This window comes from Janthinobacterium fluminis, assembly GCF_028595325.1.
Classification (GTDB): domain Bacteria; phylum Pseudomonadota; class Gammaproteobacteria; order Burkholderiales; family Burkholderiaceae_D; genus Janthinobacterium; species Janthinobacterium fluminis.
This window is the reverse complement of the sequence record NZ_JAQQXR010000011.1, coordinates 56,331-76,418: the sequence shown is the minus strand read 5'-3', so window position 1 is coordinate 76,418 and position 20,088 is coordinate 56,331. Positions and strand designations below refer to the sequence as shown.

Here is a 20,088-nt window from a genome sequence, read left to right as displayed (position 1 = left end):
AGCTTAGCGCACCTCGACGATGACCTGGCTTTTCAGGTCGCGCACCATCTGCTCGACCAGCGGCCGCAGGCGCTGGAAGTCGGCGGCCGTGCAAACCATGCCCGCCGGCTTGAACTTCAGGCTGCGCCGCACCGTCACGGTATTGCCCGCGCGCCGATAGTCGGCGCGGTAGTCGAGCTGCCCCTGGCGCAGCGCCAGTTCCGCCGGCAGCGCCAGAATGCTGACCTCGGGCGCAAACTCGAAGCGCGTTTCATCCTCGCTGTCGACGGCCGGGCAGATATAGTCCTGGCTGCGCTCCTTCTCCTGCGCCAGCGCGTAGACCGTTTCGGCGACCCCGCCCCAAAAACTGAAGGCCGTGGCGATGCCCGCCTGGCCGGGCAAATTGGCGAAGTTGTCGCTCACTCCCGCAAACACCATCTGATACTCGTCGCCGTTGCCGTCGAGCCGGCCCGGATCGACGACGCCATAGCCGCGCTGGCCGACACCCTGCAGCATGCGCTCGACGAGGGCGTCGCGCTCGGCCTGGCCGGTGCCGCGCAGCGCCTGCCGGTAGGGCTCGGCGATGGCGCCGGCGCTGGTCTTGGTGACGCGGAACAGGCTGTTGCCGTTCTTGCCGATCTGGAAAGTGATCCTGTTCCGGCTGTGCTCGGCCTGCGACGCCGGCGTCGCGGCCAGCCGGCCGGACTTGAGCAGCAGCACGGGCTTGCCCAGATCCTGCTTCGGCAGATAGCCGGCCGCGATCGTCTCGGCGGTCGGGTCGAGATACAGGTCCAGGCTGGGAATATAGGTGATGATGTGGTTGAAAATGCCCAGCGTCGGCGCGTCCGGCAGGCGGAACACATTGCCGTTGTTGAGCAGCGCGCCGCTGCTGTCGATGCCGGCCGCCGCCAGCAAGGCTTCCAGCAGCACCGCATGGTCCTTGCAGTCGCCGTAGCGCTGCGCCAGCACGCTGTCGGCCGCGTGCGGCACGACGCCGCCCGGGCCGATGTAGACGGCGACATAGCGGATATGCTTGCGCACCCAGTCGCTCAGCGCCAGGGCCTGGCTGCGAGGGTCGGTGCGGCTGGCCGTCAACTGCCGCGCCAGCGCGGCGATGGCCGGCGTCACGGCCGCCTTGCCGCGCGCGCCGGCCTCGTAGGCGCGGGCGAAGGCGGCGTAGCCGCCGAAGGTCGACACGGCCAGGCGCTTGCCGTAGTCGAGGTAGCTGACGGAGTCGGCCTCGATGCGGCTGTTTTCGCCCGGTATGTAATTCCACTGGTAGCGCCGCCGTCCCGGCGGGCTGGCGATGGCGACGGGCGCGAAGCCGACGGCGTCCGCGTACAGCGGCATATCCTCGGGCAAGTCGTAGCGCAGGCTGAAAGCCTTGTTGAGGAAAAACTGCGACGACGACAAATCCTCGAAGTGGCCGGGGAACAGGGCGCCCGAGCGCGTCAGCACATAGTGCAGCACCAGCCGGTCGCCGACGGCCACGTCGGGGAAGACGATCACCTTGACGCGGATATCCTGGAACATCGGCGCCTCGGCCGACAGCGGTTCGTGCTGGTCGCGGATCTGCGCCGGGCCGACGGCGAGGCGGCGCCCGTCCGGCTTTTCCGTATAGGCGGCGATGGCGCCGACGCTGTCGAGCGTGCCGTTGTAGCTGATGTAATACTGGCCATGCGGGCCGATGGCCCGTTCCAGCACGATGCTGCGCTCATCGTCGACCGTCAGCGTGTAACTGCCGTCGGCGGCGACGACATACGATTGCGCGTAGCGCTCGATGACGACGGCGGCGTCGGTGCCGGTGTCGCGGGCCTGCGCGCCGCAGCAGGCGGCCGCGCACAGCAGGGCGGCCGCGACGCGCCGCGGGGACGGGAAGGCGATGCGCATGTCGGACTCCTTGGCGGACGGCGGACGGCGGACGGGTTCCGGAATGGTAGTGTGCCGGCCGCAAAGCCTCTTGAGCCAACGCAACTTGGCCTCCCCGCAGCATAACTCTTTTGAATACCATCGGCGGGAAGGTTACAATTGACCCCTGAACGCTGCAAAACAACACCATTTCCCGGAAATGCGGCGATGCGCCCCGTTTTCGCTAACAGCACCGCCGCCGCGCCGCTCTCCGGCGCAGCCGTGCTTTGATTATTAAAGGTTTTCCATGAGTCTCCAATGCGGCATCGTCGGCCTGCCTAACGTCGGCAAGTCCACCCTTTTCAACGCCCTGACCAAGGCCGGCATTCCGGCCGAAAACTACCCGTTCTGCACCATCGAGCCGAACGTCGGCGTCGTCGAAGTGCCGGACCCGCGCATGGCTGCGCTGGCGGCGATCGTCAAGCCCGAGCGCATGGTCAACGCCATCGTTGAATTCGTCGACATCGCCGGCCTCGTGGCGGGCGCGTCGAAGGGCGAGGGCCTGGGCAACCAGTTCCTCTCGCACATCCGCGAAACGGACGCCATCGTCAACGTCGTGCGCTGCTTCGAGGACGACAATGTGATCCACGTGGCCGGCAAGATCAGCCCGCTGGACGACATCGAAGTGATCCAGACGGAACTGGCGCTGGCCGACATGGGCACCGTGGAAAAAGCCATCCACCGCGAAAACAAGAAAGCCCGCTCCGGGGACAAGGACGCGACCAAGCTGGTCGCGCTGCTCGAACGCATGATGCCGCACCTGAACGAAGCGAAGCCGGTGCGCGCGATGGGCCTGGACGCCGATGAAATGCTGCTGATCAAGCCGTTGTGCCTGATCACGGCCAAGCCGGCCATGTACGTCGGCAACGTCTCCGATTCCGGCTTTGAAAACAATCCGCTACTGGACCAGCTGGCCGCCTACGCCAAGTCGCAGAATGCGCCCATGGTCGCCATCTGCGCCTCGATCGAATCGGAAATCGCCGACCTCGACGACGCCGACAAGGAAGCCTTCCTGAGCGACATGGGCATGGCCGAGCCCGGCCTGGACCGTCTGATCCGCGCCGCCTACAAGCTGCTCGGCCTGCAGACCTACTTCACGGCCGGCGTCAAGGAAGTGCGCGCCTGGACCATCCACATCGGCGACACGGGCCCGCAGGCGGCCGGCGTGATCCACACCGACTTCGAGCGCGGCTTCATCCGCGCCCAGACCATCGCCTACGACGACTTCATCACCTACAAGGGCGAGGCCGGCGCGAAAGAGGCGGGCAAGATGCGCGCCGAGGGCAAGGAATATGTGGTCAAGGATGGCGACGTGTTGAACTTCCTGTTCAACGTCTAAGTTGTCAAAGCGCTTTCTAGCGATTTCAGAATATTTCTGATCTGCGTGGAAATGCCCGGTTCGCCCTCTGCAAAGAGGGCGTTTTCATTTCCGCTGCCTGCCCGCGTACTCTTGGCTGCTGATGGCGTGGTTTTGAAATGTGATCCCGTCGATGCTGTCCGCACCATGGAAGCGGTCGCAGGGGGCGTTTAATGCGGCATGGCGGCGGCGCAACGGGTGAGTATCACGTGCTTGACCAGGGGGCGGCTCGATGCGCTGAGGTTCCTTAGCTTGACGCGCTGCTTGAAATCCTCCAGTCCAAGCTGAGCCGCGAGCTGGCCTATGCATTCGTCGGCAAACGAGGGCGTCAGGCTGCGGTTGTGGAAGTCGATATCAATGCCGTCGTGTTCGTCTAGCAAGGCCAGCAACTGTGCTCGCGCCTGTGCGCCTACCGGCCGGGTCGTCAGCTCTTTGGCAAGGTCCTCAATGCCAACGCTAAAAATTGCAATCGTCATCACGCATTCCCTCCGGCAGCGGAAAACTATCGTAGACAGCGCTGATATCCATTTGCACGGTGTTGCGCAGCGCATGAGCAAGCGTGGCGATTTCAGTCACGCTGCTCGTTTCCATTCGCCCCTCCTGCAGGCGTGCGCGCCGCCATTGCACAGTAGGACACAAAAAAAGCCGCGAAATTCAATATTCGCGGCTTTTTTTTCGTGGCGGCGGCGCCGCGATCATGCCGGGGCGCCTTAGCGCGAGGCGCACGGGGCGGCGCCGGGTTTGCTGGCGAGCAGGCGCTGTGCCAGCTGGCTCAGTTGGGTGAGCAGGCCGCCGGCGGCGGACGGCTTGCGGCTGCTGATGAAGTCGACGCGGCTGGCCTGGTGGTCGGCCTCGATGACGAGCAGGCGGCCGGTCGGGACGGTGAAGGTGTCGCCGGCGCCGAGCCAGTAATCGCACAGTTCGCCCTCGACGGTGATCCAGACGCGGCCGCTGGCGATGCGCAGGTTGCGTTTCTGGCGGGCCACGCCGGACACTACCTGGCCAGCTTCGAGATTCAGGCTGTTTGCGAATAATTCTCTCATGATGTTCACCATTCAGTAGGGGCCGGCGTGCTGGATCGAAGGTTTCGATCCTCGGATGTCAGCGCCGGACAACGTCATCTTACGTCTTGTGTGCGTCGCAGCAAAATGATATATTTTCCCATCGCTTGCTCATTTTTCTCACATAAAAAATATGGCCGATCTGCGTCGCTTGCCCAACCTCGCCGCCTTGCGCGCCTTCGAAGCGGCGGCCCGCCACGAGAATTTTTCCCGCGCCGCCGAGGAAATCCATGTCACCCACGGCGCCGTCAGCCACCAGGTCCGCGGCCTGGAGGAGGAGTTGGGCGTGGCCCTGTTCCTGCGCAAGGGTAAGCGCCTGACCGTCACGGCCGAGGGCCAGCGCTTCGCCTCCACCGTGCGCAAGGCCCTGATGGAAATCGCCACGGCGGCCGAGGCCCTGAAGGCGACGGCCGGGCAAAAGCGCTTGACGATCACGGCCATGCCCTCGTTCGCCGCGCGCTGGCTGGCGCCGCGCCTGGGCAACTTCATCGACCTGTATCCGGACGTCGAGGTGGTGCTGCAGTCGAGCGGGCAATTGGTCGACCTGGAGCGCCAGGCCGTCGACGTCGGCATCCGCTTCGGCACCGGCAACTATCCCGGCTTGACGGTGGAAAAACTGATGGCCGACTATTACTATCCGGCCGTCAGCCCCAAATACAACGGCGGCAAGTTGCCGGCCACGCCGCACGAGCTGGCGCAATTCCACATGCTGCGCGGCGACGACGAGCCCTGGCTGCCGTGGCTGCGCGCGGCCGGTACCGACGTCGCCGAGCCGAGCGGCGGCATCGTCTTCCACGACCTGGCGATGCTGATACGGGCCGCCGCCAACGGCGACGGCATCGCGCTGGCGCGCCACGTCATCGTCGCGCCGGAACTGGCCAGCGGCGACCTGGTGCGCTTGTTCGACACGGCCGTCAAGTGCCCCTACGCCTACTACTTCGTCTGCACGCCGCACACCCTGCTGCGGCCCGAGGTCCTCGCCTTCCGCAACTGGCTGTTCGCCCAGGTGGCGCAGTTCGGCGCCCAGTCCGGCTGGCCTGAGTTGCCCAATTGTAACTTGCAGTTGTACGAACATGACTACCGGCAGGAGTGGCAATGAACTATAATCCGGGCGCGAAATATATTAATGCTTGCCGCGCCCTCGCATGTCGGTTGGGTATGTGAAGTAAAAAAAGACAGCCTCTCCGACAGGCCCGGCCCTAACCGACTGGAGACCCATGTTTTCCCACACCCTCAATGTACGCGCGCGCGCCATGTTCGGCGCTTTCCTGACGGCCGGCCTGCTGGCCGCCGCCCCGGCCCAGTCCCAGGACGCCGCCGCCAAGCTGCCCCATGTCGTCATTCTGGCGACCGGCGGCACCATCGCCGGCAGCGGCGCCGACAGCACCACGACGGTGGGCTACACCTCGGCCACCATCGGCGTCGAACGCCTGATCGCCGCCGTTCCCGAATTGCAGAAGGTCGCCAGCGTCAAGGGCGAGCAAGTGTTCCAGATCGCCAGCGAAAGCATGACCAATGCGCACTGGCTGAAGCTGGCCAAGCGCGTCAATGTGCTGCTGGCCCAGTCCGACGTCGACGGCATCGTCATCACCCACGGCACCGACACCATCGAGGAAACCGCATATTTCCTCGACTTGACGGTGAAGAGCCGCAAGCCGGTGGTGGTGGTCGGCGCGATGCGCCCGGCGACGGCGATCTCGGCCGACGGCCCGATCAATCTGTATAACGCGGTGTTGCTGGCCGGTAGCCAGGAAGCCGTCGGCAAGGGCGTGCTGGTGGCGCTGAACGACCAGATCAACGCCGCCCGCGAAGTGAGCAAGACCAACACCTCGACCACCGACACCTTCAAGTCGACGGAGTTGGGCATGCTCGGCTACATCCAGGGCAACAAGCCGTATTTCTACCGCCAGTCGACGCGCAAGCACACGGCCGACAGCGAATTCGATGTCAGCCAGCTCGACGCGCTGCCGAAAGTGGACATCATCTATGGTTACGCCGACATGAACCGGGTCGCGCTGGACGCCTTCGTCGCCGCCGGCGCCAAGGGCATCATCCAGGCCGGCGTCGGCGACGGCAGCATCGCCGCGCAGATGAAGGGTCCGCTGGTCGAGGCGCGCAAGAAGGGCGTGCTGATCGTCCGTTCCAGCCGCGTCGGCCAGGGCATCGTCGCCCGCAACGGCGAGGCCAACGACGACGAACTCGACACCGTCGTGTCGGACACGCTGAACGCGCAGAAGGCGCGCATCCTGCTGATGCTGGCGCTGACCAAAACGGCCAGCAGCAAGGACATCCAGCGCATGTTCTACACGTATTGATCGTGTCGCAGCGGGTGCGCCGCGATGGCGCGCCCGCTGCGCCGCAGCCCTGCCGCGCCGCGTGGATTTACGCTGGCGTGCTTTGCTGCCATACTTCGCCTTTGAACAACAAAACGGCGGCGCCCAGCGCGGCCCCGGGCGTATGGCCATCCTCACCGACATCACCCTGTATCCGATCAAATCCTGCGCCGGCATCGCCCTGCGCGAGGCGACGCTGACGCGCGCCGGCCTGATGACGGAGCAGATCTACGACCGCGAGTGGATGGTGGTCGACGCCGCCGGCCGCTTCCTGAGCCAGCGCGAGCATCCGCGCATGGCGCTGATCACGCCGCGCCTGAAGGCGAATACGCTGGAGTTGCGCGCCCCCGGCATGCTGCGCCTGGAAATCGAACTCGGCCTGCCCGATCCGGAGCTGGCGCCGACCCTGGCCGTGCAGGTATGGGACGACACGCTCAAGGCTTACGACTGCGACGCCGTCACGGCCGCCTGGTTTTCCAACGCCATCGGCGTGCCCTGCCGCCTGGTGCGCTTCCATCCGCACGCCCGGCGCCTGGCCAGCCGCAAGTGGACCGGCGCCGTCGACGCGCCGACGCTGTTTTCCGACGGCTACCCGGTGCTGCTGGCCGGCGCCGCCTCGTTGGACGACTTGAACGACAGGCTGCTGCGGGCCGGCCGCGCCGCGATCCCGATGAACCGCTTCCGCCCGAACCTGGTGCTGGCCGATCTCGCCGCCTTCGAGGAGGATTATGTCGAGTCCTTCGCCTTCGGCGCGATGGCGCTGAAACCGGTCAAGCCGTGCTCGCGCTGTTCGATTCCGGCCAACGACCAGGCCAGCGGCGTGCCCGGCCCGGACCCGCTCGACATCTTGCAAAGCTACCGCGGCAAGCCGGAGCTGGACGGCGCCATTTGCTTCGGCATGAATTGCATCGTCGTCGACGGCGCCGACGAGCGTATCCGCGTGGGCCAGGAAATCGGCGTCGAACTGGCATTCTGACAAGATATCATGTCGTCTTTATACGCTTTGACATATCCAAGCATGCCGACTTGGCGTAATGTTCTACCATGCCGGCGCGCCGCGCGAGCCGGCGCGCTTTTGGATAAGGGTTTTTTATGACGCACAAAGTGACAGCAAACATCTCGGCGGCCAGCCTGGCGGCGGAGAATCAAGCCTTGCGCGAGCGCATGGCGGATTTGCTGCAGCAGGCCGAGCAGAACCACGCGATCATGTGCCGGCACCAGGCCTTCGATCTGGAAATCGTCGGCTCCGCCACCTTTCCCGAGCTGGTCGGCACGATTTTCCGCACGCTGCCGGTCATTTCCGAACTCGACAGCGTGACCCTGAGCCTGCTCGACGAGGACGCCGACATTTTGCTCGTGATGGAAAAGCTGGGCGTCGATTTCGCCGATTTCCCCAACTTGTTGTTCGTGCGCGAGGAGGCCGCCCTGGGCTTCGCGCCGACGCGCAGCGCCCACGCGCTGCCGCCGAAGCCGCTGCTTGGCCCCTTCGAGCGCGGCGTGCACGGCAAGCTGTTTCCGGAGATTAAGGGCGGCCTGCGCAGCGTCGCGCTGGTGCCGCTGCTGCGCAACAAGCGCGTCATCGGCAGCCTGAACCTGGGCAGCGTCGACGCGTCGCGCTTCACGGCGCAACTGGGCACCGACTTCATCGAGCACATGGCCTCGATCATCGCGATCTGCCTGGAAAACGTCATCAGCAACGAGATGCTCAAGTACATAGGCTTGACCGATTCGCTGACGGGCGTCTACAACCGCCGCTACATCGACCGCCGCCTGCTCGAAGAGATCGCCCGCGCCCGCCGCCAGGATTACCGCATCTCCTTCATGTACATCGACATCGACCATTTCAAGCGCGTCAACGATTCGGTCGGCCACCAGGGCGGCGACGAGGTGCTGCGCGAAGTGGCCGTGCGCATCAAGGACGAGTTGCGCCGCTCGGACGCGCTGGCCCGCTTCGGCGGCGAGGAATTCGTCGTGCTGCTGATCGACGCCGACCTTGACAGCGCCGCCATCGTCGCCGAGCGCATCCGCGCCAGCATCGCCGACGCGCTGTTCCACCTGCCGGCCGGCGTCAAGGTCAACGCCAGCGTGTCGATCGGCGTCGCCAGCCTGGGCGACTACGACCACGACTGCTCGATCGAGGCCGTCGCCCAGCAGCTCATCGCCCACGCCGACAGCGCGCTGTACCAGGCCAAGGAGCGCGGCCGCAACCAGGTCGTCAGCTACCGCTAGAGGACTAGGCGGGAGGCGTCAGCGCAGCAGCCGGCTCTCCGCCCGCGTCACGGCGTCGGCCGCGCCGCGCAGCACCACCACGTCGCCGGCCTCCAGCACCGTCTCGGCGTCGACGCCGACGCGCGCCTTGCCGCGGCGTATGCTCGCCACCTCGGCGCCGCAGCCGGCCACGTCGACGTCGCCCAGCGCCAGGCCGACGCTGCCGGCGCTCTCGCCCAGCGTCACGGAATGCAGGCGCACCAGCTCGGCGTCGTCGCCGACGTCGCTGGCGCCGTGGAAGTAGCCGCGCAGCGAGGCGTAGCGCTCTTCGCGCGCGGCTTGCACGCGGTGCACCACGCGGCGCAGCGGCACCCCCAGCATGATCAGCGCGTGCGAGGCCAGCATCAGGCTGCCCTCCATCAATTCCGGCACCACCTCGGCCGCGCCCGCCGTCTTCAGCAGGTCGAGGTCGCTGTCGTCGTGGCTGCGCACGATCACCGGCAGCGTCGGCGCCAGTTCGTGCACGAGGTGCAGCACCCGCAGCGCCGACGGCGTGCTGGCGTAGGTGATGACGACGGCGCTGGCCCGGTAGATGCCGGCCGCGACCAGGCTTTCGCGCCGCGCCGCGTCGCCGTACGAGACGCTGGCGCCGGCCGCCTGCGCCTCCTGCACCCGCTCCGGGTCCAGGTCGAGCGCGTGGTAGTCGATTTTTTCCTCGGCCAGCAGGGTCGCCAGGCTTTGCCCGCTGCGGCCGAAGCCGGCGATGATGACGTGCCTTTGCGTCGACATGGTGCGCGTGGCGATGCGCGTCAGCGCCAGCGACTGCATCATCCACTCGTTGCTGGCCACCTTCATGACGATCTGGTCGGACTTGGCGATGATCAGCGGCGCCACCAGCATCGACAGCACCATCGACGCCAGCACGACCTGGATCAGGAAGGCGTCCATCAGCGCGACGCCGCCGGCCAGGTTCAGCAGCACGAAGCCGAATTCGCCGGCCTGGGCCAGCGCCAGGCCGGTGCGCATGGACACGCCCGTCGAGGCGCCGAACAGCTTGGCCAGCACGGCGATCAGGGCGAATTTCAGCAGCACGGGGCCGCACAGCAGCAACAGCACCAGCCACCAGTTGTCGAGCACGACGCGGACGTTGAGCAGCATGCCGACGGTGATGAAGAACAGGCCCAGCAGCACGTCGCGGAAGGGCTTGATGTCTTCCTCGACCTGGTGCTTGTATTCCGTCTCGGAGATCAGCATGCCGGCGACGAAGGCGCCCAGGGCCAGCGACAGGCCGGCCCGCTCGGTGATCCAGGCCGCGCCCAGCGTGATCAGGAGCAGGTTCAGCATGAACAGCTCCTGCGAGCGGCGCTTGACGACGATGGTGAACCAGCCGCGCACCAGTTTCTGGCCGATGAACAGCAGCAGCAGCAGCACGACGACGGCCTTGCCGCTGGCCCAGGCCAGCGTGGCGAGCAAGTCGTCGGGGTTTTTCGCCAGCGAGGGGATCAGGATCAGCAGGGGCACCACGGCCAAGTCCTGGAACAGCAGGATGCCGATGATCTTGCGGCCGTGTTCGCTTTCAAGTTCGAGCCGCTCTGTCAGCATTTTTGACACGATGGCCGTCGACGACATGGCCAGCGCGCCGCCCAGGGCGAAGCAGGCTTGCCAGCTCAGGTGTATGGTGGCGGGCAACTGGCTGGCGACGAGCCAGCCGAACAGCATCGTCGCGGCGATCGTCAGCACCACCTGGGCCATGCCAAGGCCGAAGACGATGCGCCGCATCGCCATGAATTTGGGCAGGGAAAACTCCAGGCCGATGGAAAACATCAGGAAGACGACGCCGAATTCGGCCAGCGTGTGGGTGGTGGCGCTCTGCGCGGCCAGGCCCAGCGCGTGCGGGCCGATGATGATGCCGACCGTCAGATAGCCGAGCATGGGCGGCAAATGCAGCATGCGGAAGGCGACCACGCCGAGCACGGCGCTGCCCAGCAGCAGGAGGGTCAGTTCGAGCGAGGAAAACATGGCGCGGGCCTGGACGGTCGGGGGATTTCGTTGTTTGTTGTGACTGGCAAGTTTTTTGCTTTCCTAATTCGTTTATACTTTGGGCATGAGTGTAACCCATGAAAAAACAATGCTGAAAGCTTTTGATGTCCCCACCGCGCAGCGGGCGCTGCAACTGGCGCGCGACACCTTGCAAATCGAGGCGGACGCGATCACCGCGCTGCACGCCCGCCTGGCCAGCGACGACAGCGTCGGCCGCGCCGTCGCGCTGCTGCTGAACTGCCGCGGCCGCGTGGTCGTGTCCGGCATCGGCAAGTCCGGCCACATCGCCCGCAAGATCGCCGCCACGCTGGCCTCGACGGGCACGCCGGCCCTGTTCGTCCATCCGGCCGAGGCGGCCCACGGCGACCTCGGCATGGTGACCTCGGACGACGCCTTCATCGCCATCTCGAACTCCGGCGAAAGCGCCGAGCTGATGGCCATCGTGCCCATCGTCAAGCGCATGGGCGGCATCCTCATTTCGATGACGGGCAAACCGCAATCGAGCCTGGCGCAGCTGGCCGACGTCCACCTCGACGTGTCGGTGGCCAAGGAAGCCTGTCCGCTGAACCTGGCGCCGACGGCCAGCACCACCGTCACGCTGGCGCTGGGCGACGCGCTGGCCGTCGCGCTGCTCGACCTGCGCGGCTTCAAGGAAGAGGATTTCGCCCGCTCGCATCCGGGCGGCGCGCTGGGGCGGCGCCTGCTGACCCATGTGCGCGACGTCATGCGCAGCGGCGCCGCCGTGCCGGCCGTCGCCGCCACGGCCACGCTGACCGAGGCGCTGGAGGAGATCACCCAGAAAGGCATGGGCATGACGGCCATCGTCGACGCCGAACAGCGCCCGCTGGGCGTGTTCACCGACGGCGACCTGCGGCGCATGATCGAGAAGGTGCAGGACTTCACCCGCGTGCTCATCCGCGACGTCATGCACGCCAATCCGCACAGCATCGGCCCGGAGCGCCTGGCCGTCGACGCCGTCGCCGTGATGGAGCGCTACCGCATCAACCAGATGCTCGTCGTCGACGCCGACGGCAAGCTGGTCGGCGCGCTGCACATCCACGACCTGACCCGCGCGAAGGTGATCTGATGGCGCCCACCGAAGACACGCTGCAGCGCGCCGCCCGCGTGCGCCTGATGATTTTCGACGTCGACGGCGTCCTCACCGACGGCAGCCTGCACTACGGCGCCGACGGCGAGGCGCTGAAGACCTTCAACGTCCACGACGGCCTCGGCATCAAGCTGTTGCAGGAGTCGGGCGTGCAGACGGCCATCATCAGCGCGCGCCGCTCGGCGATCGTGACGCGCCGCGCCGCCGACCTCGGCATCGCCCATGTGCACCAGGGCGGCCACGACAAGCTGACGCCGTTCCACCAGTTGCTGGAAACGACGGGCCTGACGGCCGAGCAGTGCGGCTTCATCGGCGACGACGTCGTCGACCTGCCGATCCTGGCGCGCGCCGGCTTCGCCGTCAGCGTGCCCGACGGCCGGGAGGAGGTGCGCCAGCGCGCCCACCATGTGACGACGGCCGCCGGCGGCCGCGGCGCCGTGCGCGAGGTGTGCGAGCTGCTGCTGCGGGCCCAAGGCAATTACGCGCGCGTGCTGGCGCAGTTCATCGTATGAGCGGCCGGCCCGATTCGCGCCGGGGGCGCCATGGCCGGGGGCGCTATGGCCGGGGGCGCTATGCGTAAGCGCGTCGCCCACCGCTGGCGCACTGGCGGCAGCGTGCTGGCCATCGCCGCGCTGGCGCTGGGCAGCTTCTGGCTGCTGCAGCTGGTGAACCAGCGCGGCCAGGACATGCAGAGCGACCAGCAGCGCAACGAGCCCGATTATTTCGTCGATAATTTCAGCATCGTGCGCATGGACAAGGTGGGCCGGCCCGCCTACATCGTGTCCGGCACCAAGCTGACGCACCGGCCCGTCGACGACTCGGCGGACATCGAGCTGCCCTATGTGCGCAAGCTGTCGACGGACGTGCCGCCGATGGACGTGCGCGCCGAGCGCGGCCGCATCGACCAGGATAACAGCCGGGTCAGGCTGACGGGCAATGTCGTCGTCGACCGCGCCGCCGGCCCCACCGTGCAAAGCTTGAACTTGAAGACGCCGGCGCTGACGGTGTTTCCCGACGCCGACCGCATGGAAACGGACCAGGCCGTGGCGCTGCTGCTGGGCAGCACGCGCATGAACGGCATTGGCATGCGCGCCAACAACGCGACGCGCCAGATCGACGTCGCCCACCAGTTGCACATCACGATACCGCCGGCGCCGCGCTGACAGGCGCGCCGGCACCGATCTTATTCAGGAGTGAGTATATGAAGAACATGTTGCTATTCGCGCTAATGTGCGCAGCCTTCGGCGGCGCCGCCCGCGCGGAAAAGGCCGATTCGGGCAAGCAGACGGAAATCACCGCCGAACAGGGCGTCGCCGACGAGGTCAGGCAGACCCGCACGCTGACCGGCAACGTCGTGCTGACCAAGGGCACGCTGACGATGAAGGCCGGCCGCGCGCTGGTGACGATCGACCCGCAGGGCTACCAGTTCGCCACCTTCTGGGCCGCGCCCGGCAAGCTGGCGACCTTCCGCCAGAAGCGCGACGGCGAGGGCGACCTGTGGGTCGAGGGCGAGGCCGAACGCGTCGAGTACGACGACAAGACGGAGATGGTCAAGCTGTTCGCCAAGGCCAAGCTGACCCGCCTTGAGGGCAGCAAGAAAACCGAGGAGGCCGAGGGGCCGTTCATCTCGTATGACAGCCGGCGCGAATTGTTCGCGATGGAAAACACGGCCACCGGCGAAAGCAAGCCGGGCGGCGGTTCGGTGCGCATGGTGATCCAGCCGCACGGCGCCGCCACCGCGCCGGCCGCGCCGCAGGGGAAGAAGTAATGGCCGACACCCGCTGCGGCAGCACCCTGATCGTGCGCGGCCTGCAAAAGAGCTACGGCAAGCGCCAGGTCGTGCACGACGTCTCGCTGCAGGTCGAGTGCGGCGAAGTGGTCGGCCTGCTGGGGCCCAACGGCGCCGGCAAGACCACCTCCTTCTACATGATTGTCGGCCTGGTGCCGTCGGACGCCGGCAGTATCGACATCAGCGGCGTCGACATCTCGGCCCTGCCGATCCACCGCCGCGCCCAGCTCGGCCTGTCCTACCTGCCGCAGGAGGCGTCGGTGTTCCGCAAGCTGACGGTGGAGGACAATATCCGCGCCGTGCTGGAGATCCAGAGCGTCGACGGCCGCGCGCTGACGAAGGCGGAGATCGAGACGCGCCTGGACACGCTGCTGGCCGACCTGCAGATCGAGAAGCTGCGCGAGAACCAGGCGCTGTCGCTGTCGGGCGGCGAGCGGCGCCGCGTCGAGATCGCGCGCGCGCTGGCGACCAACCCGCGCTTCGTGCTGCTCGACGAACCCTTCGCCGGCGTCGACCCGATCGCCGTCATCGAGATCCAGCGCATCGTCCGCTTCCTCAAGGAGCGCGGCATCGGCGTGCTGATCACCGACCACAACGTGCGCGAAACGCTGGGCATCTGCGACCGCGCCTACATCATCAACCAGGGCGCCGTGCTGGCCTCGGGCCGGCCCGACGACATCATCGCCAACGAATCGGTGCGGCGGGTCTACCTGGGTGAACACTTCCGCATGTAAAACCGATGAAACAATCCCTGCAGCTGCGCACCTCGCAGCACCTGGCGCTGACGCCGCAATTGCAGCAGTCCATCCGCCTGCTGCAACTGTCGACCCTGGAGCTGCACCAGGAGCTCGAACAGCTGCTCGGCGATAATCCGCTGCTCGAACGCCTAGACGACCCGCTGGACCGCTCGCTGCGGCTGCTGGCCGACGGCGCGCTGAGCCCGGGCACGGCGCCGGCCGAGACGCCGGCCGAGGCGTCGGCCGAGGCGCCGGCGCAGGACGGCGCGGCGGCCGACGCCGAACCCTACGAGGCTCCGGACGGCGGCGAGGCCGGCGACTGGGGCGAGGCCGGCCGCGCCAAGGCGCCCGAGGACGACGACGCCCGGCCGCAGCTGGAGGCGAGCCAGCGCACGCTGCGCGAACACCTGATGGAGCAGATGCGCGTCACCGTGCAGCCGCTGCGCGACCGCGCGCTGGTCGAGCTGATCATCGACGCGCTCGACGACAACGGCTACCTTGAGGAGGGCCTCGACGCGATCCTGGCGCGCCTGCCGGACGAGCTGGAGATCGACGCCGACGAGCTGCGCACGGCGCTGGCGCTGCTGCAAAGCTTCGACCCGGCCGGCGTGGGCGCGCGCAACGCGGCCGAATGCCTGGCCCTGCAAATCAAGCGCCTGCCGCACATTGCGCTGGTGACGCGGCGCATGGCGCTGTTGATCGTCGAGCAGCACCTGGGCTGGTTCGCCCAGCGCGACTTCAACAAGCTGAAAAAGGCCCTGGCCTGCGACGACGAGGACTTGCGCGAGGCGCAGACGGTGATCCGCCTGTGCAATCCCCATCCGGGCGCCGTGTTCGCCGCCGACGTCGCCGACTACGTCGTGCCGGACGTCATCGTCAAGCGCGCCCGCAGCGGCTGGCAGGTCAGCCTGAACCACGAGGTCATGCCGCGCCTGCGCGTGAACGCCCTGTACGCCAACCTGCTCAAGCAGGGCAAGGGCGAGGGGGCGATGGGCGCGCAACTGCAGGAGGCAAAATGGTTGATCAAGAACATGCGCCAGCGCTTCGACACCATCTTGCGCGTGGCCCAGGCAATTGTTGAACGGCAGAAAAATTTCTTCTCGCACGGGGCCGTGGCGATGCGCCCCCTTGTACTCCGTGAAATAGCTGATACACTGGGTTTACACGAGAGTACTATTTCTCGGGTAACAACTCAGAAATATATGCTGACCCCGCATGGCATGTTTGAGTTGAAGTATTTTTTTGGTAGCCATGTCGCCACCGAAGCGGGGGGCGAAGCCTCGTCGACGGCGATACGGGCGTTAATTGTGCAATTGACAGGAGCTGAAGACCCGAAAAACCCTTTATCCGACAGTAAGATTGCGGACATGCTGGGAGAACAAGGCATGGTGATTGCGCGGCGTACTGTTGCCAAATACCGGGAAGCGCTGAAGATCCCGCCAGTCAGTCTGCGAAAATCGTTGTAGTTTTACTTTGGTTCCTCTGCGCGCCAGCGCATCGGCGAAGGCAAGAACCCGACATTATCTTTAGGAGTGTGTATGAATCTCACTATCAGCGGACATCATCTCGAAGTGACACCGGCCATCCGTGAATACGTACAAACCAAACTGGAGCGCGTCAAACGCCATTTCGATCAAGTCATTGATATTGCTGTCATTCTGACCGTAGATAACCTGAAAGAAAAAGAAAAGCGTCAAAAAGCGGAAATTAACCTGCGCATGTCCGGCAAGACCGTGTACGTGGAAAGCCTGTCGCAAGACCTGTATGCTGCCATCGACACCTTGATCGACAAACTGGACCGTCAGGTCATGAAGTACAAAACCAAAGTGCAAGAGCACGGTCACGAGGCCATCAAACACCTGCCTGACTCCTTCGAAGCCGCCGCCGTCTAATCCGGCCGCCGCTTTTCCACCCCAACTAAGGGCGCGCATCTCGCGCCCTTTTTTGCGCCCGTGCCGCGCGCGGCGCCGGGCACGCTACAATACCTTTCCTTCCACCACAGCGATCCTGTCATGAGCGAATTCGTCCACACCTGCGTCCGCAACCGCACCGGTTGCATCACCCTCGACCGTCCCAAGGCGCTGAACTCGCTGTCGCTGGACATGGTGCGCGCGCTGGCGCAGGCGTTGCTGGCCTGGCGCGACGACGCCGGCGTCGACGCCGTGGTGATACGCAGCAGCAGCGCGAAAGCCTTTTGCGCCGGCGGCGACATCCGCTTCTTCCACGACGCCGGACGCGCCACGCCGCTGGACGGCAGCGCCTTGCTGGAGGATTTCTTCAGCGAGGAATACGCGCTGAACCACCTGATCCATTACTACCCGAAAGCCTATGTGGCCTTGCTCGACGGCGTCGTCATGGGCGGCGGCATGGGCGTGGCCCAGGCCGGCCCGGACAGCCGCGTGCGCATCGTCACCGAGGGCACGAAGATGGCCATGCCGGAGGTGAACATCGGCTTGTTCCCCGACGTAGGCGGCAGTTATTTCCTGTCGCGGGCACCGGGCCGCCTGGGCCATTACCTGGGGCTGACGGGGTTGACGATAGGCGCGGCCGACGCGCTCTACGCCGGCCTGGCCGACCACTTCGTGCCGCAGGCGCGCATGGCCGAGCTGGCGGCGCTGATCGAGGCGACGCCGGGCGCGCAACTGCGCGGCGCCATCGCCGCCTTTGCCGCGCCCTTGCGCGGCGACGCCGGCGCCAGCGCGCTGGAGGGCGCGCGCGCCGCCATCGACCGCCATTTCGGCATGGACTCCGTGGCGGCCGTGACGGCCTCGCTGGCGGCGGACGACTCGGCGTTCGCGCAGCGGGCGCTGGCGGCGATGGCGCAGCGCTCGCCGCTGATGATGTCGGTGACCCAAGAGCTGTTGCGCCGCGGCGCCGCGCTGGGCGTGGCCGACTGCCTGCGCATGGAACGCACCCTGGTGCGCCACAACTTCGCCAACGGCGAGGTGCTGGAGGGCGTGCGCGCGCTGGTCATCGACAAGGATAATGCGCCGCGCTGGACGCCGGCGGCGCTGGCCGACGTGACGGCGCAGATGGTGGAGGGTTTCTTCGCGCCCGTGTGGCCGGCGTATGCACACCCGCTGCGCGACTTGACCTAGGGCCGTCGGCTAGCCGGGGCGGCAAGCCGGGGCGGCCTACGGTTGCTCGCGGTGGCGCAGCACCACCCGTTCGCTTGGTCCGAAGTACTGGGCCAGGCGCTCGGCCATGTACACGGAACGGTGCTGGCCGCCGGTGCAGCCGACGGCCACCGTCAGGTAGCTGCGGTTGTCCGTCTTGAAAGAGGGCAGCCATTTTTCGATGAAGTCGCGGATGTCGGTCAGCAGTTCGGCGGCGGCCGGCTGGGCGTCGAGAAAGGCGATGACGGGCGCGTCGCGCCCTGTCAGCGGGCGCAGCGCCAGGTCGTAATAGGGGTTCGGCAAGGCCCGCACGTCGAAGACGAAGTCGGCGTCCAGCGGCACGCCCAGTTTGAAGGCGAACGACTCAAAAAACAGCGTCAGCGGGGCGCGCTCGATGGCGACGATTTCCTTGATCCAGCCGCGCAATTTGCTGGCGCTCAGCTCCGAGGTGTCGATCACGTGGCCGAGTTTCTCGATCGCCGACAGGCGCTCGCGCTCTTCCGAGATGCACTCGATCAGCGTGCGCCTGGCCGCCGGGTTCTGGCCCGGGCGCAACTCGTGCGACAGCGGGTGGCTGCGGCGGGTTTCGGAAAAGCGCGCCACCAGCGAATGGGTGGTGGCGGTCAGGAACATCACCTTGACGTCGTGGCCCGCCGTTTTCAGGCGGCCGACGTCCTGCGGCAAGCCGGCCAGCGATTCGGCGCTGCGGGCGTCGACGGCGACGGCCAGCAATTCCGTGCCCTCCTCGCGCAGGGTGGAGACGAGGCTGTTCAGCAGCGCGGGCGGCAGGTTGTCGACGCAGTAATAGCCGGCGTCTTCGAGCACGTTGAGCGCGACCGATTTGCCGGAGCCGGAAATACCGGTGATGAGGACGATATGCATAGGCCCCGATCATACAATAACTTCCCATTTGGCGCTGAAGGCAATCTTGCTTACATTTTATTGCAATTGGGGGTCTTAGTCGCCGCTCATCGCCTGGCGCTGGCGCTCCATGAATTCCTGCAGCGTGTCGATGCCGCGCAGTTGCAGGATGGTGTTGCGCACGGCCGCCTCCAGCAGCACGGCGATGTTGCGTCCGGCCGCGACGGGAATGACGACCTTGCGCACCGGCAGGCCCAGCACGTCCTCGGTGGGGAAGAGGAAGGGCAGGCGCTCGACCTCTTCCTCCAGCGCGCTGCGGCGCACCAGGTGGACGATCAGCTTCAGGCGCATCTTGCGGCGCACGGCCGTCTCGCCGAAGATCGCCTTGATGTCGAGCAAGCCGAGGCCGCGCACTTCCAGCAGGTTTTGCAGCAGCGGCGGGCAGCGGCCCTCGATCATGTTCGGCGCGATGCGCGAGAATTCGACGGCGTCGTCGGCCACCAGGCCGTGGCTGCGCGAAATCAGCTCCAGCCCCAGCTCGCTCTTGCCGAGGCCGGAGTCGCCGGTGATCAGCACGCCCACGCCCAGCACGTCCATGAACACGCCATGCATGATGATGCGCTGGGCCAGTTTTTTCGACAGGTAGACGCGCAGGAAGTCGATCACCTGGGCCGCCGGCAGCGGCGTGGAAAACAGCGGGATGTTTTTTTCGTCGCAGATGGCGAGGATGTCGGGCGGCGTTTCCAGCCCCTGGGCGATGATCAGGGCGGGCGGGCCGCCGGCGATCAGCTCGCCGATGACGTGGCTGCGCGAACCCGTCTTCAAGCGCTGGTAGTAATTGATTTCCTGGTGGCCGAAGACCTGGATGCGGCCCGGGTGGATCAGGTTCAGGTGGCCGACCTGGTCGGCGGCCGAGGCGACGTCGCCGGAAATGAGGCGTTCGCCGCCGGGGAAGCCGGCGAACCAGCCCAGTTGCAAGCTTTCACGATTGTCGTCGTACAGGCGTTGTATCGTCAGCGGTGTTTGCAGCATGGGCGGTGCTCACTCAAAAAATGATAGTGACCCGCAGTTTAACCCGCCGTTTGCAAGCTGGGTTGCCAATTGATGATGCGCGAGTGCACCGATTTGGGGTCGGCGTCCGTCGCCAGCGCCGTGCGGAAGGCGTCGTCGGAAAACATTTCGGCGATTTCCGACAGGATTTCCAGGTGTTGCTGGGTCACATGGTCGGGAATCAGCAGGAAAAACAGCAGGTTCACGGGCTTGCCGTCCGGCGACTCGAAGGGGATGGGCTCGGCCAGGCGCACGAAGGCGGCCAGCGGCGACTTCAGCGTCTTCGCGCCCTTGATGCGGCCGTGCGGCACGGCCACGCCATGCCCCAGCCCGGTCGACCCGAGGCGTTCGCGGGCGAACAGGTTGTCGGACACGGTGGAGCGGGCGATGCCGCAATTGTTCTCGAAAATCAGGCCGGCTTGTTCAAAGGCGCGTTTCTTGCTGGATACTTCTAAATCAAGCAGGACGTTTTCGAGTGATAATATTTTGCTGAGGTTAGTCATAACACGAAGTGAAATGGTGCGATGCACAAAAGGGGGCT

General features: G+C 66.1%; 21 protein-coding genes. 13 read left to right on the top strand and 8 right to left on the bottom strand.

The features are described from left to right. Positions 1–3: 3 nt before the first annotated feature. Positions 4–1,869 carry a DUF3857 domain-containing transglutaminase family protein gene (locus OIK44_RS21870; protein ID WP_273673896.1) on the bottom strand — a complete coding sequence of 622 codons (1,866 nt, stop codon included), beginning with the start codon at positions 1,867–1,869 and terminating at the stop codon, positions 4–6. A gap of 265 nt (positions 1,870–2,134) precedes the next feature. Here OIK44_RS21870 and ychF point away from each other — a divergent pair, with 265 nt between their 5' ends. Continuing rightward, the gene (gene ychF / locus OIK44_RS21865) at positions 2,135–3,226 is read left to right on the top strand and encodes a redox-regulated ATPase YchF (protein WP_273673895.1); all 1,092 of its coding nucleotides are present in this window, start codon (positions 2,135–2,137) and stop codon (positions 3,224–3,226) included. Positions 3,227–3,414: 188 nt separating this feature from the next. Here ychF and OIK44_RS21860 read toward each other — a convergent pair whose 3' ends face one another. From OIK44_RS21860 to OIK44_RS21850, 3 genes are all read right to left on the bottom strand, one after another. Next, positions 3,415–3,720, bottom strand: coding sequence for an STAS-like domain-containing protein (locus OIK44_RS21860; RefSeq protein WP_273673894.1), 306 nt, complete (start codon positions 3,718–3,720; stop codon positions 3,415–3,417). Continuing rightward, positions 3,701–3,835 carry a hypothetical protein gene (locus OIK44_RS21855; protein WP_273673893.1) on the bottom strand — a complete coding sequence of 45 codons (135 nt, stop codon included), beginning with the start codon at positions 3,833–3,835 and terminating at the stop codon, positions 3,701–3,703. Before OIK44_RS21855 ends, OIK44_RS21860 begins: the two co-directional genes overlap by 20 nt. Before the next feature lie 119 nt (positions 3,836–3,954). Next, positions 3,955–4,287 (bottom strand): DUF2917 domain-containing protein, encoded by a 333-nt coding sequence (locus OIK44_RS21850; RefSeq protein WP_273673892.1) that lies wholly within the window; start codon positions 4,285–4,287, stop codon positions 3,955–3,957. 151 nt (positions 4,288–4,438) lie between these two features. Here OIK44_RS21850 and gcvA point away from each other — a divergent pair, with 151 nt between their 5' ends. The 4 genes from gcvA to OIK44_RS21830 all read left to right on the top strand — a co-directional run bounded on the left by gcvA (position 4,439) and on the right by OIK44_RS21830 (position 8,867). Further along, positions 4,439–5,404, top strand: coding sequence for a transcriptional regulator GcvA (gene gcvA, locus OIK44_RS21845; protein WP_273673891.1), 966 nt, complete (start codon positions 4,439–4,441; stop codon positions 5,402–5,404). A gap of 154 nt (positions 5,405–5,558) precedes the next feature. Next, positions 5,559–6,620: a type II asparaginase gene (locus OIK44_RS21840; protein WP_273674034.1), complete on the top strand. Its 1,062-nt coding sequence runs from the start codon at positions 5,559–5,561 to the stop codon at positions 6,618–6,620. Positions 6,621–6,762: 142 nt separating this feature from the next. Continuing rightward, positions 6,763–7,614 (top strand): MOSC domain-containing protein, encoded by an 852-nt coding sequence (locus OIK44_RS21835; RefSeq protein ID WP_273673890.1) that lies wholly within the window; start codon positions 6,763–6,765, stop codon positions 7,612–7,614. Positions 7,615–7,730: 116 nt separating this feature from the next. Further along, entirely contained in the window at positions 7,731–8,867 is a 1,137-nt protein-coding gene (locus OIK44_RS21830) for a GGDEF domain-containing protein (RefSeq protein ID WP_273673889.1), read from the top strand. 18 nt (positions 8,868–8,885) lie between these two features. Here the strand turns inward: OIK44_RS21830 and OIK44_RS21825 are convergent, their stop codons facing one another. Beyond that, the gene (locus tag OIK44_RS21825) at positions 8,886–10,865 is read right to left on the bottom strand and encodes a monovalent cation:proton antiporter family protein (RefSeq protein WP_273673888.1); all 1,980 of its coding nucleotides are present in this window, start codon (positions 10,863–10,865) and stop codon (positions 8,886–8,888) included. Positions 10,866–10,974: 109 nt separating this feature from the next. Here OIK44_RS21825 and OIK44_RS21820 point away from each other — a divergent pair, with 109 nt between their 5' ends. From OIK44_RS21820 to OIK44_RS21785, 8 genes are all read left to right on the top strand, one after another. After that, entirely contained in the window at positions 10,975–11,973 is a 999-nt protein-coding gene (locus OIK44_RS21820) for a KpsF/GutQ family sugar-phosphate isomerase (RefSeq protein WP_273673887.1), read from the top strand. Further along, positions 11,973–12,506, top strand: coding sequence for a KdsC family phosphatase (locus OIK44_RS21815; protein WP_273673886.1), 534 nt, complete (start codon positions 11,973–11,975; stop codon positions 12,504–12,506). The genes OIK44_RS21820 and OIK44_RS21815 overlap by 1 nt, the downstream gene beginning before the upstream one ends. 60 nt (positions 12,507–12,566) lie before the next feature. Beyond that, positions 12,567–13,157 carry an LPS export ABC transporter periplasmic protein LptC gene (gene lptC / locus OIK44_RS21810; RefSeq protein WP_273673885.1) on the top strand — a complete coding sequence of 197 codons (591 nt, stop codon included), beginning with the start codon at positions 12,567–12,569 and terminating at the stop codon, positions 13,155–13,157. 38 nt (positions 13,158–13,195) lie between these two features. Beyond that, positions 13,196–13,762, top strand: coding sequence for a lipopolysaccharide transport periplasmic protein LptA (gene lptA, locus OIK44_RS21805; RefSeq protein ID WP_273673884.1), 567 nt, complete (start codon positions 13,196–13,198; stop codon positions 13,760–13,762). Next, the gene (gene lptB / locus OIK44_RS21800; protein WP_273673883.1) at positions 13,762–14,517 is read left to right on the top strand and encodes an LPS export ABC transporter ATP-binding protein; all 756 of its coding nucleotides are present in this window, start codon (positions 13,762–13,764) and stop codon (positions 14,515–14,517) included. The genes lptA and lptB overlap by 1 nt, the downstream gene beginning before the upstream one ends. Before the next feature lie 5 nt (positions 14,518–14,522). Then, entirely contained in the window at positions 14,523–15,986 is a 1,464-nt protein-coding gene (locus tag OIK44_RS21795) for an RNA polymerase factor sigma-54 (protein WP_273673882.1), read from the top strand. Positions 15,987–16,058: 72 nt separating this feature from the next. After that, positions 16,059–16,412, top strand: a complete 354-nt coding sequence (hpf, locus tag OIK44_RS21790; protein ID WP_273673881.1) for a ribosome hibernation-promoting factor, HPF/YfiA family — start codon at positions 16,059–16,061, stop codon at positions 16,410–16,412. 120 nt (positions 16,413–16,532) lie between these two features. Continuing rightward, a complete protein-coding gene (locus tag OIK44_RS21785; protein WP_273673880.1) occupies positions 16,533–17,618 on the top strand; it encodes an enoyl-CoA hydratase/isomerase family protein in 1,086 nt (361 codons plus the stop codon). Between the two features lie 36 nt (positions 17,619–17,654). Here the strand turns inward: OIK44_RS21785 and rapZ are convergent, their stop codons facing one another. From rapZ to OIK44_RS21770, 3 genes are all read right to left on the bottom strand, one after another. After that, positions 17,655–18,518 (bottom strand): RNase adapter RapZ, encoded by an 864-nt coding sequence (gene rapZ / locus OIK44_RS21780; protein WP_273673879.1) that lies wholly within the window; start codon positions 18,516–18,518, stop codon positions 17,655–17,657. A gap of 75 nt (positions 18,519–18,593) precedes the next feature. Beyond that, complete coding sequence (gene hprK / locus OIK44_RS21775; protein WP_273673878.1) at positions 18,594–19,529, bottom strand: HPr(Ser) kinase/phosphatase; 936 nt, start codon at positions 19,527–19,529, stop codon at positions 18,594–18,596. A gap of 38 nt (positions 19,530–19,567) precedes the next feature. Continuing rightward, on the bottom strand, positions 19,568–20,050 hold the full coding sequence (locus OIK44_RS21770) for a PTS sugar transporter subunit IIA (protein ID WP_273673877.1): 483 nt from the start codon (positions 20,048–20,050) through the stop codon (positions 19,568–19,570). Between the last annotated feature and the right edge of the window lie 38 nt (positions 20,051–20,088).